The sequence below is a fragment of the Streptomyces phaeochromogenes genome (assembly GCF_001418655.1).
Taxonomy (GTDB): domain Bacteria; phylum Actinomycetota; class Actinomycetes; order Streptomycetales; family Streptomycetaceae; genus Streptomyces; species Streptomyces phaeochromogenes.
The window spans coordinates 1-20,077 of record NZ_LIQZ01000313.1 but is presented as its reverse complement, the minus strand read 5'-3'; the positions used below and the strand labels follow the sequence as shown (position 1 = coordinate 20,077).

Genomic DNA, 20,077 nt, shown 5'->3' with positions numbered 1-20,077 from the left:
GGGACGGGAATGGGTAGGGGCGGCGGGGGCGGAAACTCGCTTTACCCCCATGGGATACTGGACGGATCCACCCGTACCCACGAGGAGAACGGCTCCCACCCCATGGCCTCGGTCACGTCCCTCACCGCCCACGTCCACCAGCGCCTGGCGGACGCGCTCACGGCAGCCCTGCCGGAGACCGCGCCCGCGGACCCGCTGCTGCGACGCAGCGACAGGGCGGACTTCCAGGCCAACGGAATCCTCGCCCTGGCGAAGAAGGCGAAGGCCAACCCCAGGGACCTGGCGACCCAGGTGGTCGACCGCCTCGTCAAGGGTGACGTGATCAAGGACATCGAGGTCTCGGGCCCCGGCTTCCTGAACATCACGATCACGGACCGGGCCATCACGGAGAACCTCGCGGCCCGCGCCACGGACCCGGCGGACCGCCTCGGCATCCCGTTCCTGGAGAACCCGGGCACGACGGTCATCGACTACGCCCAGCCGAACGTGGCGAAGGAGATGCACGTAGGCCACCTCCGCTCCGCGGTGATCGGCAACGCGGTCGTCCAGATCCTGGAGTTCGTCGGCGAGACGGTCGTCAGGCGGCACCACATCGGCGACTGGGGCACCCAGTTCGGCATGCTCATCCAGTATCTGGACGAGCACCCGCACGAGCTGGACCACGAGGCCGCCGAGGACGGCGCCGTGACGGGCGAGGAGGCGATGTCGAACCTCAACCGCCTCTACAAGGCCGCGCGCACGCACTTCGACTCCGACGAGGAGTTCAAGACGCGGGCCCGGCGCAGGGTGGTCGACCTCCAGGCGGGCGACCCGCACACCCTGGCCACCTGGCAGAAGTTCGTGGACGAGTCGAAGATCTACTTCTTCTCGGTCTTCGAGAAGCTGGACATGGAGATCCAGGACGCGGACATCGTCGGCGAGTCGGGCTACAACGACATGCTGGACGAGACGTGCCGCCTCCTCGAAGAGGCCGGCGTGGCGGTGTGGTCCGAGGGCGCGCTGTGCGTGTTCTTCGACGACGTCAAGGGCCCGGACGGCGACCCGGTCCCGCTGATCGTCAAGAAGTCGGACGGCGGCTACGGCTACGCGGCCACCGACCTCTCCGCGATCAGGGACCGCGTCTTCAACCTGAAGGCGAACAACCTGATCTACGTGGTCGACGCCCGCCAGTCCCTGCACTTCAAGATGGTCTTCGAGGCGGCACGCAGGGCGGGCTGGCTGAACGACGAAGCGAAGGCGGAGCATCTGGCCTTCGGCACGGTGCTGGGCAAGGACGGCAAGCCGTTCAAGACCCGTGAGGGCGAGACGATCCGGCTGGTCGACCTGCTCGACGAGGCGATCGACCGTGCCACGGCGGTGGTCCGCGAGAAGGCCGAGAAGGTGGGCCTGACCGAGGACGAGATCGTCGAGAACGGCCAGTACGTCGGGATCGGCGCCGTGAAGTACGCGGACCTGTCCACGTCGGCCGTCCGGGACTACAAGTTCGACCTGGACCAGATGGTGTCGCTGAACGGCGACACGAGCGTGTACCTCCAGTACGCGTACGCCCGTAGCCGGTCGATCCTCCGCAAGGCCGGGGACGCGCGTCCGCTGGCCCACCCGGAGCTCGAACTGGCCCCGGCGGAGCGCGCGCTGGGTCTGCACCTGGACCAGTTCGGCGAGCTGCTCCTGGACGTGGCGTCGGGGTACGAGCCGCACAAGCTGGCCGCGTACCTGTTCCAGCTGGCGTCGCACCTGACGACGTTCTACGAGCAGTGCCACGTGCTGAGCGACGCGAACCCGAAGGAGGTCGTCGAGAACAGGCTGTTCCTCGTCGACCTGACGGCCCGCACGCTCCACCAGGGCATGGCCCTGCTCGGCATCAGGACGCCCGACCGCCTCTGACAAGGCCGAGGACGGCCTCCGAGCGCCACCGGCACCCGCCGCCCGAGACCCGGGCGCGGCCCCTCACCACGGGGCCGCGCCCGGGTCTCGGCACATACGACAACCGGCCCGGCCGCTTCCCCCGTTCGGGTGAAGGAAGTTGAAGGCGCACACAACAGCCGGACGCCCGCGATAGAGGTGACCCGTGCGGCGTCGGAGGCCCGCATATGCCAGTGGCCCCTCCCCGCCCTGACCTGGCAATCCGTACGAGTGAAGGCCAAAGGTTGAGGTGCTCGGGCGCACCCCGGAGTATGCGATGCTGCGGGGCGCAAACCCCAACTCCGGGGAATCCAGAGCCCTGTTGGACCGCACTGGGAGCCCAATGAGCACTGCACTGCCCTTCTCCGTCACCCCGGCCGTCTGGATGGTGTTGACCCGTGCTGCCACTCGTTGAGACCGGCGAGGAGCTGGACGACATGGTCCGCGACGAGGCCCTGTTGCGGCCCGCCGTCATGGACCTGTGCGAACGCCTCGGGGTGGCCGTGAAGCCACTGATCCGCTTCATCGAGGGCTCGCTGCCCGTCTACTCCGTCGGCGCCGCGCACGTCGTCAAGCTGTTCCCCGCCTTCGAGGAGATCGACGCCAGGCGGGAGGAGCGGGTACTGAGCCATGTGTACGGCAGACTGCCGGTTCCGACCCCGCAGGTGTACTCGGCGGGGGCGTACAAGAACGGCTGGTCGTTCGTCCTGATGTCCCGGCTGCCCGGCGAGAGCCTCGCCGACGCGTGGCCACGGATTCCGGCCGCGGAGCAGGACCGTATCGTCACGGAGGCCGGCGAGACCCTCGCGGCGCTGCACGCGCTGAACCCGGCGCCGCTCGCGAGCTCCGTCGGCCCCTCCGACTGGGGCCTGTTCGTCGACTCACAGCGGGCGAACGCGGTGGCACAGCAGCGCGAGGTCGGCCTGTCGAACGCCTGGCTGGAGCAGATCCCGTGGTTCCTGAGCTCGGTGCCGCTGGCCCCTCCGGCACGGCGCGTACTGCTGCACACGGAGTTCATGCGCCAGCATCTGACCGTGGACCCGGACGGCTGGCGCCTGACGGGCCTGTTCGACTTCGAGCCGGCGATGATCGGCGACCCGGCGTACGACTTCGTGAGCGTCGGGCTGTTCATCTCGTGCGGGAACCCCCGGCTGCTGAAGCGGTTCTACGGGGCCTACGGGTGCCCGCCGATCGACCCGCACACGCTCATGGCGTACACGCTGCTGCACGTCTACAGCAATCTGCCCGACTACCTGAGCACGCTGCCCAAGCCACCGGAACCGACGCTCGACGCGCTCGCCGAGACGTGGTTCGGCACGGGCTGACGGCACCCGCCACAGGGCTGCCGCAGCGGCCGGTCCGCTGCCGACCAGGGCCGACGGCTTCCCCGGCGGGCGTTGTCAGTGCCGGGCTCTAAAGTCACGTGCATGGCGACTCTTCCGAACCAGCTGCCGACGCTGGCGGCCGACCCGACCGGCCGCTCGCTCGGTCTCGACCTCCCGCCCGGGACGCTGCTCGACACGACGGTCGAGGGCCCCTGGGACGAACCGCTGCTGTGGCGGGCCGACGCCCCGGCGTCGCCGGGCGACTGGCTGCGGCTGGCGTCCGCGCGCCGCACGGCGGGCCTGCATCCGGTGCTGCTCGGCGCCGACGCGGACAGCGAACCCCACCCGGACAAGTGGGAGTTGGACCCCGACCTCGCGTCGTATCCGGGCGACCACGACGCGGAGGAGGTCCTGGCGGACCTCTGGGAGGAGTGCGCGGCCGAGTCGGAGGACGCCGACTGGCCAGGCCTGGCCGCGGCGGGCCCGCCGGACGCCGACCCGGACGAGCGGGCGGCCGAGGTCGCCGACTCCCTGACCGGTGGCGGGAGTTGGCTGCAGCGGGCGCACATCGCCCTCGTGCCGGCCCGCCGCAGCGCGGACATCCCGGCGGCCGTCGGCTGGTGCGGCCCGATCAACCACACGGACGACGTGGCACCGCTGTGCGCGGTCCTGCGCTCCTGGGAGGACCGCTTCGGGATACGGATCGTGGCGATGACCTACGACCAGCTGGTCGTCTCCGTCGCGGCCCCGCCCCGGACCCGGGCCGAGGCGGAGGCCGTCGCCGCCGAGCACTACGCGTTCTGCCCGGACAACATCGAGCAGAGCGACCACGGCTCCCTGCGGTCGTACGCCGAGCACGAGGTGCTCAACGCCCGCTCCTGGACGTTCTGGTGGGACTGAGCCGGTCGGCGGGACGGACGCGGTGTCGGCGCCGGCCGGATCCGTGGCTCAGGGCTTGCGGCCGGTGACCGCGTACACGTTGATGTCCGCGTCCGTCACGTCGTTGATGTCGCGGTACCTGACCTTCTCGATGTCGTCGAGGCCCTCGAAGTAGCCGGGCTCGGGCTGCTCGGGGACGGGCGCCGCGTTGTCGGGCCGCCAGTGGTGGGCGGGGACCACGCCGGGCTCGTCGACCTCCAGTCCGTTCTCGGTGAGGAACCGCTCGACCTCCGCCTTCGAGCGCAGCACGAACGTGAACCCGCGCTCGGTGTACGTCCGCTGGACCGCGCGGATGTTCTCGGGGTTGAGGTCCTCGGTGAGATGGCTGAGGACGAACCGGCTGCCCGAGGGCAGGGCCTCGATCAGCTCGCGCACGATCGGGTAGGCCTTGTCGTCCTCGACGAAGTGCAGGATCGCCACGAGCGCGAGGGCGACCGGCCGGTCGAAGTCCAGGGTCTTCGCAGCCGCTTCGAGGATCTGGGCGGGGTTCTCCAGGTCGGCGTCGATGTAGTCGGTCCGGCCCTCGGGCCCGCTGGTGAGCAGGGCGCGCGCATGGGCGAGGACGACCGGGTCGTTGTCGACGTACACGACCCGGGAGTCGGGGGCGAGGCGCTGGGCGATCTGGTGGACGTTCTCCTGAGTCGGCAGACCCGTGCCGATGTCCAGGTACTGCCGGATGCCCTCTTCGCCCGTCAGCGTGTTCACGGCCCGGCGCAGGAAGTCGCGGTTGTGCCGGACGTCCAGGTAGCCGCGCGGGTTGGCCGTGAGCGCGGCGGCGGCAGCGGCCCGGTCGACCTCGTAGTTGTCCTTGCCCCCGAGGAAGACGTCGTAGACACGTGCCGGGTGCGCCCTGGTGGTGTCGATCCTCCTTCTCAGCTCGGCGGGGTCCTGGCTGAGAGCGTCACCGGGCATAGGGCCTCTCCCTGGAGAGTCACGTCACTGAACGAGCAACAACCTAACTCTCGGGGTGACTTGATGGTGCCCCGACCGGCGGATCGGCAGTGCGAATCGCGTCCGCCGCATTCCGCCGACCGCCCGGCCGACAACGCAGGGACCCTCAGCCCGGAATATCGGGCTCGTACTCGTTCCGCCCCCATTCGGAGTCACCGAGCGGGTAGTTGTACGCGGGCCGCCCCACATTCCCGCTGGTCCGGAAGGGCTGCCCCTTGTTGTCGACGCGCACGGTGCCCTGCTTGGTCCCGCTGGACCAGTCGAGCTCCAGATACCAGCTCACGTTGTGCGCCCGGGCGTCCGCGAAGATGTAGAAGACCTCGGGGTCGGACTCGCTCACCTTGTACGGGAAGTCACGCTGCCCGGCCTTGGGCGAGGTAGCGGGCCGCCCCGCATCCAGATTCACGGCGAACGACGTGGTCTCCACCCCGCCCCCGCACCCGACACCCATCTCGAAGTCGTTCCAGGCGAGCGGCGCGCTCTTCTCCACCACCCGCACGTGCAGCTCCTCCAGGACGACGGTGGCCTTCCCGGTGCCCTGCACGGTCAGCGCGAGCATCTGCTGCCCGGCGGCGACCCCGCCGAGCGCGCTGACCCACCCGCGCGCGTCCGGCTCACTCGGCGGCGGAGGCACCTGCTCGGGCTTCCGGTCGACGAGGTAGTGCTGACTGCACGGACTGTCCCACTTGTACGGATTGACGGCGACCGTAGGCGCGGAGGCACTCTCCTCGGCCCCGGAGTCCTGCACGGCCCCGGCCCCGGCGCTCCGGGAGGCCGAGGAGGACGCGGTCGGAGTACCACTGCGCGAGGCGGACGGCGAGGGCGACCGGCCCTTCGCGTCGCCGGACGCACTGGCCCCGGGACTGTCGTCGACGCTCTCGGCGGCGGCCCCCACGGACTGCTTCCGGCCCTCACCGTCGTCGCTCTTGCCCGGCACGAGGTTCACCACGAGGGCGGCCGACACGACCGCGGCGGCCACGGCGGCACCGGCGAGCACGACGGTACGCCGCCGCCGAGCGACAGGCGCGTCCGGCGCCCCTGCACGCTCCCCCTCGGGCCCTGAGCCGAGGACATCACCCCCGACAGCCCCGACAGCCGCATCCGCGGCCAACTCCGAACCGGCAGCCGAACCCGAAGCAGCGGACGCCTCCGAACCGACAGCCGAACCCGAAGCAGCGGGCGAGTCCGAAGGGGAGTCCAAAGCGGCGGCCGAAGCCGAAGGCGAGTCACCGTCGGTCTTCTGCCCCCGCCGCGCATCCGCGAGAACCCACCGCCGATGCAGCTCCACCAGTTCCTCGGGGGAGGCCTTGCAGGCGCGGGCGAACCGCTCCACGGGCGCGTAGTCCGTCGGCACGGCATCCCCGTTGACGTACCGGTGAAGCGTGGACGTACTCGTGTGAAGCCGCTTCCCGAGCACCCCGTAACTGAGCCCGGACCGCTCCTTCAACTGTCCCAAGAGCTCCGAGAACTCGTCCCCCGCCACCGTTCCTCCCTCTCCCACGTCCCGGATCCACGTTCCAGGGGAAGGATGTTCCCCCAGCTCAGAGCCACTACGGGCGTTCGGGCGTCCCGGAAACCCCGGCAGGTGTGGCGGCCGGGACAGGACGCCGCACAAGCTTGGGCCATCCAAGCACGCCGCTCCCGTCACTCGGTCGAGCGGCCTGCACCAACAGCCGTACCGCATCAGGGGGATCACCCATGTCCGCTCGCACCACCCGCACCCGTGTCCTCGCCGCCGCAGCGCTCGCCGTCGCCACGCTGACACTGACGGCCTGCAACAACGGAGAGGGTGTACGCGACGAGGGCGCTTCGGCGGGCACCACGTCCCAGCCGTCGTCCACGCCGACGTCCGAGTCGCAGAAGAACAAGGAGACGACCACGGACGCGGGACAGGCGGCGTCCTCGCCGGACTCGAACTCCAAGCCCAAGGACGGGAAGGGCGCGCAGAACTCGTCGGGCTCGAAGGGCTCATCGGACTCGTCGAAGTCGTCGGGCTCGCAGGACTCCGGCCCCACCCGCACGTCCTGCACCAACGCCAACAGCCGCATGACGGCCACGGTGGTCTCGCGCCCCCTGAACCACCTGCTCCTCACCGTCACCAACACCGGCTCGAAGAACTGCAACGTGATCGGCTACCCGGCCGTCCGCTTCGGCGAGGCGCAGTCGGTCCCGCCGGTCTTCGAGGACTCCAAGCCGCAGGCGGTGGTCACGCTGGCCCCGGGCGAGTCGGGCTACGCGGGCGTGCTCCTCTCGGCGGCGGACGGCAGCGGCTCCAACGGCTACACGGCCAAGTCGCTCCAGGTCTACCTGAACAAGGACGCGGGAGCCGCGTTCAAGCCGTCACTGCCCGCCAAGGGCGTGTACGTGGACGACTCGATCTCCGTCACGTACTGGCAGCAGACGATGGCGGACGCCCTCACCTGGTAGCAACCGGTGAGCGGAGGGGGCTCAACGCAGCTTCTGCGCCACCTCGGTCGCCCAGTACGTAAGGATGTTCTGGGCGCCCGCCCGCTTGATCCCGGTGAGCGTCTCAAGGATCGCCTGATCCCGGTCGATCCACCCCTTCTCGGCGGCGGCCTCGACCATCGAGTACTCACCGGAGATCTGGTAGGCCACCACAGGCACGTCCACCGCATCCGCGACCCGCGCGAGGATGTCGAGATACGGGCCGGCCGGCTTCACCATCACCATGTCGGCCCCTTCCTCCAGATCGAGGGCCAGCTCCCGCAGGGACTCACGCGCATTGGCGGGATCCTGCTGATAGGTCTTCCGGTCGCCCTTCAACGACGAGCCGACGGCTTCCCGGAAGGGCCCGAAGAAGGCGGAGGAGTACTTGACGGTGTAGGCCAGGATCGACACGTCCTCCCGCCCGATCTGGTCAAGAGCATCACGCACGACCCCGACCTGGCCGTCCATCATCCCGCTGGGGCCCACCACATGGGCCCCGGCATCGGCCTGTACCTGAGCCATCTCGGCATACCGCTCCAGGGTCGCGTCGTTGTCGACGCGCCCCTGACTGTCCAGCACCCCGCAATGTCCATGATCAGTGGTCTCATCAAGACACAGATCGGACATCACCAACAGCTCGTCGCCGACCTCGGCCCGCACATCCCGCAGAGCGACCTGCAGAATCCCGTCCGGATCGGTCCCCGGCGTCCCCACCGCGTCCTTCTTCGACTCCTCCGGAACACCGAACAGCATGATCCCGGAGATCCCCGCCGCCACGGCCTCCGCGGCAGCCTTCTTCAGACTGTCCCGGGTGTGCTGCACAACACCGGGCATAGCCGCGATGGGCACAGGTTCGCTGACGCCCTCACGCACAAACGCGGGAAGGATGAAATCGGCGGGATGCAGCCGGGTCTCGGCAACCATGCGCCGCATCACGGGGGTGGTCCGCAGCCGCCGCGGCCGGCTGCCGGGGAAGGATCCGTACGTAGTCATGGACCAACGCTACGCCCGCCCCGGACCCCCCTTTGCCAACAAGCCGTCGGCGTCGCACGGCCCTCCCACACGCCCGTACTGCTCCCCACATGCGCCTGTGACGCCCCGGGCGCAAGCTGGTGGAAGGACCCAGACGGCCGGCCTCTCTGGGCAGGAGGACGCGATGACGACGACGCACCACACCCCCACCCCCGACCTCTTCGCCCTCTCGGAGATCCGGGGCCCGGTCCTGAGACCCGACGACGCCGCCTACACGGCAGAGGTCACAGGCTTCAACCTGTCGCCACGCCACACGCCGGACATCGTGATCGGGGCAACGGGAACGGACGACATAGTCGCGGCACTCCGCTGGGCGACGGCGACAGGCACCCCCGTCGCGGTCCAGGCGACGGGCCACGGAGCGAACTTCCCCATGGACGACGGCCTGCTGATCAACACCAGCCGCATGACGGACGTACGAATAGACCCGGCCGAACGCACCGCCACAGTCTCCGCCGGAGCGAAGTGGCGAGACGTCCTGGAGGCGGCAGCACCCCACGGCCTGGCCGCGCTCAACGGCTCCTCGACCGACGTGGGCGTGATCGGCTACACGCTGGGCGGCGGCCTGCCGGTCCTGGGCCGGACCTACGGCTACGCGTCCGACCTGGTCCGCTCCTTCCAGGTGGTGACCCCCGACGGAGTCCTGCACGAGACGGACGCGACCCACGAGCCCGACCTGTTCCGGGCCCTGCGCGGCGGCAAGGGCAACGTCGGCGTCGTAACATCCCTGGTCACCGAGCTGATCCCGGTCACCCGCATCCTCGGCGGCGCGATCTACTACGCAGGCACGGACGCGGAAGCCGTACTGACCGCCTACGCGAACTGGACGCCCACACTCCCCCAGGAGATGTGCACGGCATTCAGCCTGCTCCGCCTCCCCCCACTCCCCCAGATCCCGGAACCCCTGCGAGGCGGCTTCTGGTCCCGGATAGCAGTCGCCTGGACAGGCGACCCAACAGAGGGCGAACGCCTCCTGCCCCCCATGCGCGAGGCAGCCCCCGCAGTGATCGACACAATCGCGCCGATGGACTACACGGCGGTGGACCAGATCTACGCGGAACCCGAGGACCCACTCCCCGCCCGCGAATCGTGCGCCCTGCTCCACGACCTCACCCCAGAGGCCATCCGGACATTCCTCGACCAGGTGGGCCCGACGGCCACGGACTGCCCCCTCCTCCTGGTCGAACTCCGCCACATGGGCGGCGCACTGTCCCGCCCGGCCCTCACACCGGACGCGGTCTGCGCCCGCGACGCCACGTACTTCCTGGAATCGGTGGCAATCCTGCCCGACCCAAAAACCGCAGAAGCAGTAGAAGAAGCCACAACAGCCCTACAACAAGCCATGACCCCCTACGGCACGGGCCTCACCATGGTCAACATCCACGGCACCCCCGGCACAGCAGCAGACCGAGCCCGAGCCTGGACCCCAGAGGTCTACAAGCACCTCCAACAAACCAAGGCCACCCACGACCCGGCCAACCTGCTCCGCTACGGCCACACAGTGCCCCCGGCGCCGTAAAAGAATCGACACCAGCCCCGCCCGCAACCGCACCCGTCGACGCAAGGGAGCGGGCCGTGCCGGTACGTCGAAGCCCGCCGCATAGAGCTCCTCCAAGAAACGGCACCTCAAAACCCACAGCCGTACACCCGGAGAGCGGCGGGCTCGACGTACCGGCACGGCCCGCGGCCCCAAGAACAACCGGCCACGGACCGCAAAGCACCGAACGCGCCGAACGCGCGAACGCACCGCTACGTGGTACGCCGCCTCCGAGACCCCGGCCGCCGCTCACTGGGCCGAGTAACAGGATCCCCGGCCTCAAGAGCCGCAGCCCTCCGACGAAGCCCGAAGTCGGCCAACGCCTCGGCCAGCCGATGCACGGACGGCTCCGGAGCCATGACATCGACCCGCAGCCCATGCTCCTCGGCGGTCTTGGCCGTGGCGGGCCCGATACAGGCAATGACGGTCACGTTGTGAGGCTTCCCGGCAATACCCACCAGGTTCCGCACAGTGCTGGACGACGTGAAAAGAACGGCGTCGAACCCACCACCCTTGATCGCCTCCCGAGTCTCCGCAGGCGGAGGCGAAGCACGCACAGTCCGATAGGCAGTGACGTCATCAACCTCCCAGCCCAACTCGATGAGCCCAGCCACCAACGTCTCCGTGGCGATATCGGCCCGAGGCAGAAACACCCGATCGATCGGATCAAATACGGGATCGTAAGGAGGCCAGTCCTCCAACAACCCAGCCGCAGACTGCTCCCCACTGGGCACCAGATCCGGCTTCACACCAAAGGCGATCAACGCCTTGGCGGTCTGCTCCCCCACCGCGGCAACCTTGATCCCGGCAAAGGCCCGAGCATCAAGCCCGTACTCCTCGAACTTCTCCCGCACGGCCTTGACCGCATTCACACTCGTGAAAGCAATCCACTCGTACCGCCCGGTCACGAGCCCCTTCACGGCCCGCTCCATCTGCTGAGGCGTCCGCGGCGGCTCGACGGCGATCGTCGGCACCTCGTGCGGCACGGCCCCGTACGACCGCAGCTGGTCGGAGAGCGAAGCCGCCTGCTCCTTCGTACGCGGCACGAGCACCTTCCAGCCGAACAGCGGCTTGGACTCGAACCACGACAACTGGTCACGCTGAGCGGCGGCGGAACGCTCACCGACCACGGCTATCACCGGCCGCCCGCCATCGGGCGAGGGCAGCACCTTGGCCTGCTTGAGCGTCTGCGCGATGGTCCCGAGCGTCGCGGCCCAGGTCCGCTGCCGCGTAGTGGTACCGGCAACGGTGACGGTCATAGGCGTGTCGGGCTTACGCCCAGCAGCGACAAGCTCCCCGGCCGCGGCACCCACAGAATCAAGGGTCGCCGAGACAACAACGGTCCCGTCGGACGCCCCGACCTCGGTCCAGCAACGCCCGGACGCGGTACGGGCGTCCACGAACCGCACGTCCGCCCCCTGCGCGTCCCGCAGCGGAACACCCGCGTAAGCAGGCACACCGACAGCGGCGGCGACACCGGGAACGACCTCGAAGGGCACACCCGCGGCAGCGCAGGCGAGCATCTCCTCGGCGGCATAAGCATCAAGTCCGGGGTCACCGGAGACGGCACGGACGACCCGCCTGCCACCCCTCGCGGCCTCCATGACAATATTGGCCGCGTCCTTCGACGCGGGGACGCCAGAGGTGGTTGACGCGCCGTCAACCACCGTTAGCTGAGGCGTGTCCGGGCTCGGGCCCGAATCGGTGTCGAGCACGGTGACGTTTCGTCTGGCGTGCGTGCGGACGACGTCGATCACTTCGGGTTCGGCGACCAGGACATCCGCGTTCGCCAGCGCCTCGACGGCGCGCAGAGTCAGCAGTCCCGGATCCCCGGGTCCGGCACCGAGGAAGGTGACGTGCCCGTGTTCGAGGCCGGCGGGAAGGGTGGTGGGGCTCAATGTGCTCGCTCCCCCATCAGACCGGCCGCGCCCTTGGCAAGCATCTCGGCGGCGAGTTCACGGCCGAGCGCCATTGCTTGGTCATGTGTCTCGGGCACGGGACCGGTGGTGGACAACTGCACCAGCGTCGAGCCGTCGGTCGTGCCGACGACGCCGCGCAGGCGCATTTCCTTGACAATCTGCCCGTCGGCCAGAAGGTCGGCGAGCGCACCCACAGGTGCACTGCAGCCGGCCTCCAGGGCGGCGAGCAGGGACCGCTCGGCGGTCACGGCGGCCCGGGTGAACGGGTCGTCGAGCTCTCCGAGCGCAGCGACGAGGTCCGCGTTGTCCGCGGCACACTCGATCGCGAGGGCCCCCTGGCCGGGGGCGGGCAAAATTGTGTCGACGGGCAGGAACTCGCTGACGTCCCCAACCCGTCCGATCCGCTTCATTCCAGCCGCGGCGAGCACCACACCATCCAACTCACCACTGCGCACGTACCCGATCCGCGTATCGACGTTCCCACGGATCGGAACGGTCTCTATCGTCATCCCGTGGTCCCGCGCGTACGCGTTCAGCTGGGCCATGCGACGCGGCGAGCCGGTTCCGAGCCGTGCCCCGTCGGGCAGTTGCGCGAAGGTGCGCCCGTCGCGGGCGATCAGGACGTCGCGCGGGTCCTCGCGCACCGGGATCGCGGCCAGCACCAGATCGTCGGGCTGCGCGGTCGGCAGGTCCTTGAGGGAGTGGACGGCGAAGTCGACCTCACCGCTCAGGAGCGCGTCGCGCAGGGCGGTCACGAAGACCCCCGTACCGCCGATCTGCGCGAGCTGCTCGCGGGACGTGTCCCCGTAGGTCGTGATCTCCACAAGCTCGACGGATCGCCCTGTCACCTGGCTCACGGCATCCGCCACCTGCCGGGACTGGGCCATGGCGAGTTTGCTCCGCCTTGTCCCCAGTCTCAGTGCTTGCCCATTCATGCTCGCCCTCGGTTCTCGGCGCTCTCGAAATTGTTGCTGTCAAAGTTCTCGCGGCCGAAGTTCTCGCGGCCGAAGTCCAGACCGCCGAAAACAACACCGTCGTCGTCCCGGCGACTGTCGTCCCGGCGGATGTCATCCCGGCTGTCATCAATCCGGCTGTCGTCATCGGCCCGGGAGACGGCGGCGACCGTCTCGGCGTCCAGGTCGAACAGGGTCCGCAACGCGTCCGCGTACCCGGCACCGCCGGGCTCGGCGGCCAGTTGCTTGACCCGTACGGTCGGCGCGTGCAGGAGCTTGTCCACGACGCGCCGCACGGTCTGGGTGATCTCGCCGCGCTGCTTGTCGTCGAGGCCGGGCAGCCGGCCGTCGAGCCGGGCGATCTCGCTCGCCACGACGTCGGCGGCCATGGCGCGCAGCGCCACGACGGTGGGCGTGATGTGCGCGGCCCGCTGAGCGGCGTCGAAGGCGGCGACCTCGTCGGAGACGATCCGCCGCACCTGGTCGACGTCGGCGGCCATCGGGGCGTCCGCGGACGCCTCGGCGAGGGACTCGATGTCCACCAGCCGCACCCCGAGCAGCCGGTGCACGGCCGCATCGACGTCACGGGGCATGGCGAGGTCGAGCAGGGAGAGTACGGGCAGCGGCCGGGGCACCTCGGCGACGGGCTCGGGCCGACGCCGCTCGGGCACCCGCCCGAGGGTGGCCGCCGCGGCGGCGAGGGCGGCGACGGCGTCGGTGTCGATCTCGGGCGTACGGCGCCCCTCGCGACGGTCGACGGTCCCGTTGTCCACCCACGCGGCGTGCTGTTCCAGGGTGGCCGCGTCCATACCGGCCACCGCCGCCTCTCCCATGACGGAGAAGCCGGTGGAACCCTGCACGGCGGAACCCTGCTGCACAGCGGACAGGTCCAGCGGACAGCCGTCCTCGCTGCCGACGCTGGTGGGCGGAAGGCCGGACCGTACGGAGTCGGTGTCGGAGTCGGCGGCGCGCTCCGCGGCGGGCGCGCCCGTGCGCCCCTCGACGGCCTCGGCCACGAGGTCCGCCGTCAGTACGAGTCCGGTCGCGCCGGTGCAGGACACGACGACATCGGCACGTGTCAGCTCGTCCGGCACCGATTCCATCGGTACCGCGCGGGCCAGCACGTCCACGTCGTCCCGGTCCGCCGGGCGCTGTCCGTACTGCTCGGCGAGCAGGGCCGCGAGGCGCTCCGCCCGGTCGAACGTCCGGTTGGCGACGACCAGCTCGGCCACCCCGGCGCGCGCGAGCGTCGCCGCGGCGAGCGAGGACATGGAGCCCGCGCCGATCACCAGGGCCCGCTTGCCCTCGAGCCAGGCGTCGACGGGGGCGCCGGACGACAGCTGCTCCAGGCCGAAGGTCACCAGGGACTGCCCGGCCCGGTCGATGCCGGTCTCGGAGTGGGCGCGCTTGCCGACCCGCAGCGCCTGCTGGAAGAGGTCGTTCAGCAGCCGCCCGGCCGTGTGCAGTTCCTGCGCGGCGGCGAGGGCGTCCTTGATCTGGCCGAGGATCTGCCCCTCGCCGACGACCATCGAGTCGAGCCCGCAGGCCACCGAGAAGAAGTGGTGGACGGCCCGGTCCTCGTAGTGCACGTACAGATAAGGGGTGAGCTCTTCGAGACCGACGCCGCTGTGCTGCGCGAGCAGCGTGGAGAGCTCGGCGACGCCCGCGTGGAACTTGTCCACGTCGGCGTAGAGCTCGATCCGGTTGCAGGTGGCGAGCACCGCGGCCTCGGCGGCCGGCTCGGCGGCGACCGTGTCCTGGAGCAGCTTGATCTGGGCGTCCGCGGACAGCGCGGCCCGTTCCAGGACGCTGACCGGAGCGCTGCGGTGGCTCAGTCCGACGACAAGAAGACTCATGCCGGCATCACGGCGGGGACATCCCCGTCGGGCCCTTTCCCGGCCGCCTTGGCCGCGGCAGCCGCCTCGGCCTCCGCCTCCATGGCGGCCCCGGCCTGCGCCTCGGCCTCCTCGCCGGCCTTGCGCTGCTCGTGGAAGGCGAGGATCTGCAGCTCGATGGAGAGATCGACCTTGCGTACGTCGACACCGTCCGGGACGGTCAGCACGGTGGGCGCGAAGTTCAGGATGGAGGTCACACCGGCGGCGACGAGCCGGTCGCAGACCTGCTGGGCGGCGCCGGCGGGGGTGGCGATGACACCGATCGACACACCGTTGTCGTCGATGATCTTTTCCAGCTCGTCGGTGTGCTGCACGGGGATCCCGGCGACGGGCTTGCCCGCCATCTCGGGATCGGCGTCGATCAGCGCCGCGACACGGAACCCGCGCGAGGCGAACCCGCCGTAGTTGGCCAGGGCCGCGCCGAGGTTACCGATACCGACGATCACGACCGGCCAGTCCTGCGTGAGACCGAGCTCGCGGGAGATCTGGTAGACGAGGTACTCGACGTCGTAGCCCACACCGCGCGTCCCGTACGACCCGAGGTACGAGAAGTCCTTGCGCAGCTTGGCGGAGTTGACCCCCGCCGCGGCCGCGAGCTCCTCGGAGGAGACCGTGGGTACCGAGCGCTCCGACAGAGCGGTGAGGGCTCGGAGGTACAGCGGAAGCCTGGCGACGGTGGCCTCGGGAATCCCTCGGCTGCGGGTCGCCGGTCGGTGAGTTCGGCCAGTTGCCACGGTGCTCCTGCGGGTAGCGCGGGGCTTCAGGCGGTCGCACGTACCTAGACCGCCCCGTCGAATGCAGGCTATGTCTTTGTGAACGCGTGCACAAAGATGGTGTCCGATTTGCCCGGCCAACGTGACCGGGGTCACGCACCCCCGGCGCACCCGTACGGAACCGGCGCACAGGCACCTTCGTTCCTCACATGTTGGGGGCAAAACCGCACACTCTCCTCTACGATCCCCGCCCCCGAGTCCGAACCGCCCTCGATCCTAAGTGACTTTCCGGCCCACTTGGACGCCTCGGTCAGGCCACGGTTCCATTACTCCGCCCCATTGGCTACGCCTTGAGCGCCCTGCGCAGCCGCTCCTCGTCCACCCGCCAGAACGTGTGCTGGGCCCCGTCCACCAGCACCACGGGGATCTGTTCCCAGTACTCGCGGTGCAGTTCCTCGTCCTGGGTGATGTCCTTCTTCTCCCAGCGGACACCGAGATCACCACAGACCTTCTCCACGACTTCCTGTGCGTCTTCGCACAAATGACAGTCGGGCTTCCCGATCAGAGTGACCAGCCGCTCCCGCGACACCTTGCTCTCCGCCCGACGCTCACCACGCCGAAAAATGGGACTCATACGAGCCATTCTCCCGCAGTGGACAGGGGCGCAGCCCCGTCCAACGATCCCGACGGGATGAGTTCTTTAACGACACGGTCGCGGAGAGTTCACAGCCTCCAAACCTCCCGACTCCGGAACCACCGAACAAACTGGCTATGCTCACGCCATGGCCGCTCTCGGATGGCTCACCCCCCGTAGGCGCTCCGCCACCGCGCGGAGCGTGCTGGCAGGCGAGGCCTCGGCTGAGGCAGCGCGCAAGTCCTCCCAGGAGTTGGAGGAGCTGGCGCACGAAGGCGCGCCCGAAGGCACCGAACCGGAGTTCCCGGTCATCGGTGACGACAAGGCCGCCGCGTTCTTCGACCTCGACAACACCGTGATGCAGGGCGCCGCGATCTTCCACTTCGGCCGCGGCCTCTACAAGCGGAAGTTCTTCGAGACCCGCGACCTCTACCGGTTCGCCTGGCAGCAGGCCTGGTTCCGGCTGGCCGGCGTCGAGGACCCCGAGCACATGCAGGACGCCCGCGACTCCGCGCTGTCCATCGTGAAGGGCCACCGCGTCTCCGAGCTGATGTCGATCGGCGAGGAGATCTACGACGAGTACATGGCCGAGCGCATCTGGCCCGGCACCCGCGCACTCGCCGAGGCCCACCTGGACGCGGGCCAGAAGGTGTGGCTGGTCACGGCGGCGCCCGTCGAGATCGCCACGGTGATCGCCCGCCGCCTGGGCCTGACCGGCGCGCTCGGCACGGTCGCCGAGTCGGTCGACGGCGTCTACACCGGCAAGCTCGTCGGCGAGCCGCTGCACGGCCCCGCGAAGGCGGAGGCGGTACGCGCCCTGGCCGCGGCGGAGGGCCTGGACCTCGGCCGCTGCGCCGCGTACAGCGACTCCCACAACGACATCCCGATGCTCTCGCTGGTCGGGCATCCGTACGCGATCAACCCGGACGCCAAGCTCCGCAAGCACGCCCGCAAGCTCGACTGGCGGCTGCGCGACTACCGCACGGGCCGCAAGGCGGCGAAGGTCGGCATTCCCGCGGCGGCCGGCGTCGGCGCGGTCGCGGGCGGCACGGCTGCCGCGATCGCCCTGCACCGCCGCCGCCGCTGACGATGACGCCGACCGCGAGGCTGCCGCTGACACAGCGTCGCCGGCACCCCTCGAACACCCGCTGACCAGCGGCCCCCCGCACGGACATGCGGGCAATCGTGCTGTCCTACCCGCACAGGGCCCCCGCCAGTCCCGTTGGCGGCACCCGGCCACAACACGCCCCGGACTCAGACGGAACACGGAATCATTCGATCAACAACCGGTCACTCTCCGGCACTTGATGAGGCGTCGTTCGGTAACAGAAGCGACGTAATCGATGATTTGAGCAACTGGGTGTAGCACTGCCTGTACGAAGCGTTATTCTCCTCAGACGCATGACGGGCCCCGCTCTTCGCTACGACGGGTGAACGGTCCGGTACTGCACGTGATGGAAGCTCTGCCTCTGGGAGTCCCGTGTACCCACACGTCGGGGTTGACGCCTCGGGCCTGGCTACGCTGCGCGCAACGGTCATCGACCGCCTGCGCGGCTTCGTCCCCACCGCGTACGCCGTCCCCGCCCTCGCTGTCTCCGCCGCGCCCGTCGGCCCGTGCTACGCACTGGCCGACGGCAGCGCGGCGGTCGGCAGACGAGGTCGTTCGAGCGCGTCGGCCACCACCGCACGCCGCCCGGCCGCAGACAGTGACAGCGCCCGGATGATGGACCTCGTGGAGCGCGCACAGGCCGGTGAGGCCGAGGCCTTCGGCCGGCTCTACGACCAGTACAGCGACACTGTGTACCGCTATATCTATTACCGCGTCGGCGGGAAGGCGACCGCGGAAGACCTCACAAGCGAGACGTTCCTGCGCGCTCTGCGCCGCATCGGCACGTTCACCTGGCAGGGCCGTGACTTCGGCGCCTGGCTCGTCACCATCGCCCGTAACCTCGTCGCGGACCACTTCAAGTCGAGCCGCTTCCGGCTCGAAGTGACCACCGGCGAGATGCTCGACGCCAACGAGGTCGAGCGCTCCCCCGAGGACTCCGTCCTGGAGTCCCTCTCGAACGCGGCGCTGCTGGATGCCGTCCGCCGCCTCAACCCGCAGCAGCAGGAGTGCGTGACCCTGCGCTTCCTCCAGGGCCTCTCGGTCGCCGAGACCGCCCGTGTGATGGGCAAGAACGAGGGCGCGATCAAGACCCTCCAGTACCGGGCGGTGCGCACACTGGCCCGACTCCTCCCGGAAGACGCCCGCTGAGACCCCGTACACGGCGGGCCCTGCCCCGCCCCTTCTTCGTACGACTCCGTATGGCTCCATACGCTCAGCGATGCCCAACTCACCGTCCGTGAAAGTCCGTTGACTTCGCGGTCCGATCATCCGTCGTCCGTAACCCAAGTGCCGAGCCGCTCGTTGTGCGGGATACAGGCTCCCTGTGGTCACACCCTGGCCGACTTCGATCACTCGATCGAGTGGTCGTGGTCGGGGTGTGCAACCCTCAGGACCCCCTGGGGAGTCGACCGTGATGACGAGAGGAGGTGCCGCCAGTGATCGCGAACGTATCGGCGCACCGGCGGGCGAACGCCTTCGCCCAGGCCCTGGAAGAGCAGCCCGACCGGGGCACGGCGGCCGAGCAGTCCGAAGGACCCGCTCCGGCCGTCGTGGACCGGCCCGAGCAGGGCCGGATGCTGTCCCTGGCGACCGGCCTCGGCGAACTGCCCAAACCGGAGCTGGACCCCGAGGTCAAGGTCGTCCAGCGGGCCCAGCTGGTGGCCGCGATGGAGGCCATGCTCCAGGAGGGCACGGCCGCGGGAGGCCGGGCGGCGGACCCTTCGGTGCCCGAGCAGCGGTCCCACCGGGGCCGGGGCGCGCACCGGGCGACCGGTCTTGGGAAGTTGCGACCGCGTTCCCGGCTGTCGAAGGGGCTCGCCGCGGGCGGGCTCACCGTCGGTGTGGCCGCCGGAGCCTTCAGCGGCGTCGCCGCTGCCAGTTCCGACGCCCTGCCCGGTGACTCGCTCTACGGGCTCAAGCGCGGCATGGAGGACCTCAAGCTGGGCATGGCCGACGGCGAGGGCGACCGCGGCCGGCTCTACCTCGACCAGGCCTCCACCCGGCTGAGCGAGGCGCGCCGCCTGATGGAGCGCGGCCGTTCGGGGCCCCTCGACCACGAGTCCCTGGGCGAGATCCGGCGTGCGCTGTCCGGCATGCAGCACGACGCCTCCGAGGGCCACCGCCTGCTGCACGAGGCCTATGAGCGGGACCCGGACTCCCTGGGCCCCATCCAGGCCCTCTCCGCCTTCTCCCAGTCGCACCGCGAGGCCTGGGGCGCCCTGCGCGACCGGCTGCCGGTGCAGCTCGGTGACGTCAGTCGCCAGGTCAGCTCGGTCTTCGACGCCATAGACGAAGAGGTCGAGCCGCTGCGCTCGCTGCTCCCGCAGCCGCCCTCCCCGGAGGGCACCGGCCGCCACCGCGGCGCGAGCTCGGACGCCACCGACTCGTCCCGTACGGACCGTCCGGCCCCCAGCTCCACCGGCGGCGGCTCGTCCGACGGCACCGGCTCCAGCGGCGGCAACCCCAAGCCGTCCACGTCCAAGACCCAGGACGACGGACTGCTCGGCGGCAACACCGGCGGCCTCCTGGACCCGCCCGAGGACGAGACCAGCGCCTCCCCGTCCGGCAAGGACACCCCACCGGCAGAGCCGGACGTGACCCTGCCACCCCTCCTCCCGGGCCTGCTCCCGGGCCTGGGAATCGACAGCGAGGACGCGAACTAGCTTCTACGGATACGTCGGTGGGGGCGCCCCTTGTGGAAAGGGGCGCCCCCACCGACGT

16 protein-coding genes are annotated in these 20,077 nt (G+C 70.0%); 8 read left to right on the top strand and 8 right to left on the bottom strand.

Features of this window, described 5'->3' with window-relative positions; translation table 11 throughout:
* The first annotated feature begins 102 nt into the window (after nucleotides 1-102).
* From argS to AOK17_RS34960, 3 genes are all read left to right on the top strand, one after another.
* Entirely contained in the window at nucleotides 103-1,884 is a 1,782-nt protein-coding gene (argS, locus tag AOK17_RS34970; protein ID WP_055616615.1) for an arginine--tRNA ligase, read from the top strand.
* 416 nt (nucleotides 1,885-2,300) lie between these two features.
* The gene (locus AOK17_RS34965; RefSeq protein WP_055616614.1) at nucleotides 2,301-3,227 is read left to right on the top strand and encodes a phosphotransferase family protein; all 927 of its coding nucleotides are present in this window, start codon (nucleotides 2,301-2,303) and stop codon (nucleotides 3,225-3,227) included.
* 102 nt (nucleotides 3,228-3,329) lie between these two features.
* Nucleotides 3,330-4,127 (top strand): DUF4253 domain-containing protein, encoded by a 798-nt coding sequence (locus tag AOK17_RS34960; RefSeq protein ID WP_055616613.1) that lies wholly within the window; start codon nucleotides 3,330-3,332, stop codon nucleotides 4,125-4,127.
* Nucleotides 4,128-4,175: 48 nt separating this feature from the next.
* Here AOK17_RS34960 and AOK17_RS34955 read toward each other — a convergent pair whose 3' ends face one another.
* Nucleotides 4,176-5,078, bottom strand: a complete 903-nt coding sequence (locus AOK17_RS34955; RefSeq protein WP_055616612.1) for an SAM-dependent methyltransferase — start codon at nucleotides 5,076-5,078, stop codon at nucleotides 4,176-4,178.
* A 145-nt stretch (nucleotides 5,079-5,223) separates the two neighbouring features.
* Nucleotides 5,224-6,600 (bottom strand): helix-turn-helix domain-containing protein, encoded by a 1,377-nt coding sequence (locus AOK17_RS34950; RefSeq protein WP_055616611.1) that lies wholly within the window; start codon nucleotides 6,598-6,600, stop codon nucleotides 5,224-5,226.
* 215 nt (nucleotides 6,601-6,815) lie between these two features.
* On the opposite strand from AOK17_RS34950, the gene AOK17_RS34945 reads away from it, so the two are divergent.
* Nucleotides 6,816-7,544: a DUF4232 domain-containing protein gene (locus AOK17_RS34945; RefSeq protein WP_055616610.1), complete on the top strand. Its 729-nt coding sequence runs from the start codon at nucleotides 6,816-6,818 to the stop codon at nucleotides 7,542-7,544.
* A 21-nt stretch (nucleotides 7,545-7,565) separates the two neighbouring features.
* Here AOK17_RS34945 and hemB read toward each other — a convergent pair whose 3' ends face one another.
* Nucleotides 7,566-8,558: a porphobilinogen synthase gene (gene hemB, locus AOK17_RS34940; protein ID WP_055616609.1), complete on the bottom strand. Its 993-nt coding sequence runs from the start codon at nucleotides 8,556-8,558 to the stop codon at nucleotides 7,566-7,568.
* A 163-nt stretch (nucleotides 8,559-8,721) separates the two neighbouring features.
* Between hemB and AOK17_RS34935 the strand changes: the two genes are divergently transcribed.
* The gene (locus tag AOK17_RS34935; protein WP_055616608.1) at nucleotides 8,722-10,116 is read left to right on the top strand and encodes an FAD-binding oxidoreductase; all 1,395 of its coding nucleotides are present in this window, start codon (nucleotides 8,722-8,724) and stop codon (nucleotides 10,114-10,116) included.
* Nucleotides 10,117-10,346: 230 nt separating this feature from the next.
* On the opposite strand, the gene AOK17_RS34930 is transcribed toward AOK17_RS34935, so the two are convergent.
* The 5 genes from AOK17_RS34930 to AOK17_RS34910 form a co-directional block, all read right to left on the bottom strand.
* Entirely contained in the window at nucleotides 10,347-12,032 is a 1,686-nt protein-coding gene (locus tag AOK17_RS34930) for a bifunctional uroporphyrinogen-III C-methyltransferase/uroporphyrinogen-III synthase (protein WP_055616607.1), read from the bottom strand.
* Entirely contained in the window at nucleotides 12,029-12,988 is a 960-nt protein-coding gene (hemC, locus tag AOK17_RS34925) for a hydroxymethylbilane synthase (RefSeq protein ID WP_055616606.1), read from the bottom strand. The genes AOK17_RS34930 and hemC overlap by 4 nt, the downstream gene beginning before the upstream one ends.
* Nucleotides 12,985-14,862 (bottom strand): glutamyl-tRNA reductase, encoded by a 1,878-nt coding sequence (locus AOK17_RS34920; RefSeq protein WP_079053448.1) that lies wholly within the window; start codon nucleotides 14,860-14,862, stop codon nucleotides 12,985-12,987. The genes hemC and AOK17_RS34920 overlap by 4 nt, the downstream gene beginning before the upstream one ends.
* A complete protein-coding gene (locus AOK17_RS34915; protein WP_055616605.1) occupies nucleotides 14,859-15,635 on the bottom strand; it encodes a redox-sensing transcriptional repressor Rex in 777 nt (258 codons plus the stop codon). The genes AOK17_RS34920 and AOK17_RS34915 overlap by 4 nt, the downstream gene beginning before the upstream one ends.
* 322 nt (nucleotides 15,636-15,957) lie before the next feature.
* Complete coding sequence (locus AOK17_RS34910; RefSeq protein ID WP_079053447.1) at nucleotides 15,958-16,257, bottom strand: glutaredoxin family protein; 300 nt, start codon at nucleotides 16,255-16,257, stop codon at nucleotides 15,958-15,960.
* Between the two features lie 139 nt (nucleotides 16,258-16,396).
* Between AOK17_RS34910 and AOK17_RS34905 the strand changes: the two genes are divergently transcribed.
* From AOK17_RS34905 to AOK17_RS34895, 3 genes are all read left to right on the top strand, one after another.
* Nucleotides 16,397-17,335 carry an HAD family hydrolase gene (locus tag AOK17_RS34905; RefSeq protein ID WP_055616603.1) on the top strand — a complete coding sequence of 313 codons (939 nt, stop codon included), beginning with the start codon at nucleotides 16,397-16,399 and terminating at the stop codon, nucleotides 17,333-17,335.
* A gap of 393 nt (nucleotides 17,336-17,728) precedes the next feature.
* Nucleotides 17,729-18,505 (top strand): ECF subfamily RNA polymerase sigma factor, BldN family, encoded by a 777-nt coding sequence (locus tag AOK17_RS34900; RefSeq protein ID WP_055616602.1) that lies wholly within the window; start codon nucleotides 17,729-17,731, stop codon nucleotides 18,503-18,505.
* Nucleotides 18,506-18,792: 287 nt separating this feature from the next.
* Nucleotides 18,793-20,019, top strand: a complete 1,227-nt coding sequence (locus tag AOK17_RS34895; RefSeq protein ID WP_055616601.1) for a DUF5667 domain-containing protein — start codon at nucleotides 18,793-18,795, stop codon at nucleotides 20,017-20,019.
* Nucleotides 20,020-20,077 lie beyond the last annotated feature (58 nt).

Coding starts and splice junctions, on each gene's coding strand:
- argS (WP_055616615.1), top strand. CDS start 103: ATGGCCTCGGTCACGTCCCTCACCGCCCACGTCCACCAGCGCCTGGCG.
- AOK17_RS34960 (WP_055616613.1), top strand. CDS start 3,330: ATGGCGACTCTTCCGAACCAGCTGCCGACGCTGGCGGCCGACCCGACC.
- AOK17_RS34955 (WP_055616612.1), bottom strand. CDS start 5,078: ATGCCCGGTGACGCTCTCAGCCAGGACCCCGCCGAGCTGAGAAGGAGG.
- AOK17_RS34945 (WP_055616610.1), top strand. CDS start 6,816: ATGTCCGCTCGCACCACCCGCACCCGTGTCCTCGCCGCCGCAGCGCTC.
- hemB (WP_055616609.1), bottom strand. CDS start 8,558: ATGACTACGTACGGATCCTTCCCCGGCAGCCGGCCGCGGCGGCTGCGG.
- AOK17_RS34935 (WP_055616608.1), top strand. CDS start 8,722: ATGACGACGACGCACCACACCCCCACCCCCGACCTCTTCGCCCTCTCG.
- hemC (WP_055616606.1), bottom strand. CDS start 12,988: ATGAATGGGCAAGCACTGAGACTGGGGACAAGGCGGAGCAAACTCGCC.
- AOK17_RS34920 (WP_079053448.1), bottom strand. CDS start 14,862: ATGAGTCTTCTTGTCGTCGGACTGAGCCACCGCAGCGCTCCGGTCAGC.
- AOK17_RS34910 (WP_079053447.1), bottom strand. CDS start 16,257: ATGGCTCGTATGAGTCCCATTTTTCGGCGTGGTGAGCGTCGGGCGGAG.
- AOK17_RS34905 (WP_055616603.1), top strand. CDS start 16,397: ATGGCCGCTCTCGGATGGCTCACCCCCCGTAGGCGCTCCGCCACCGCG.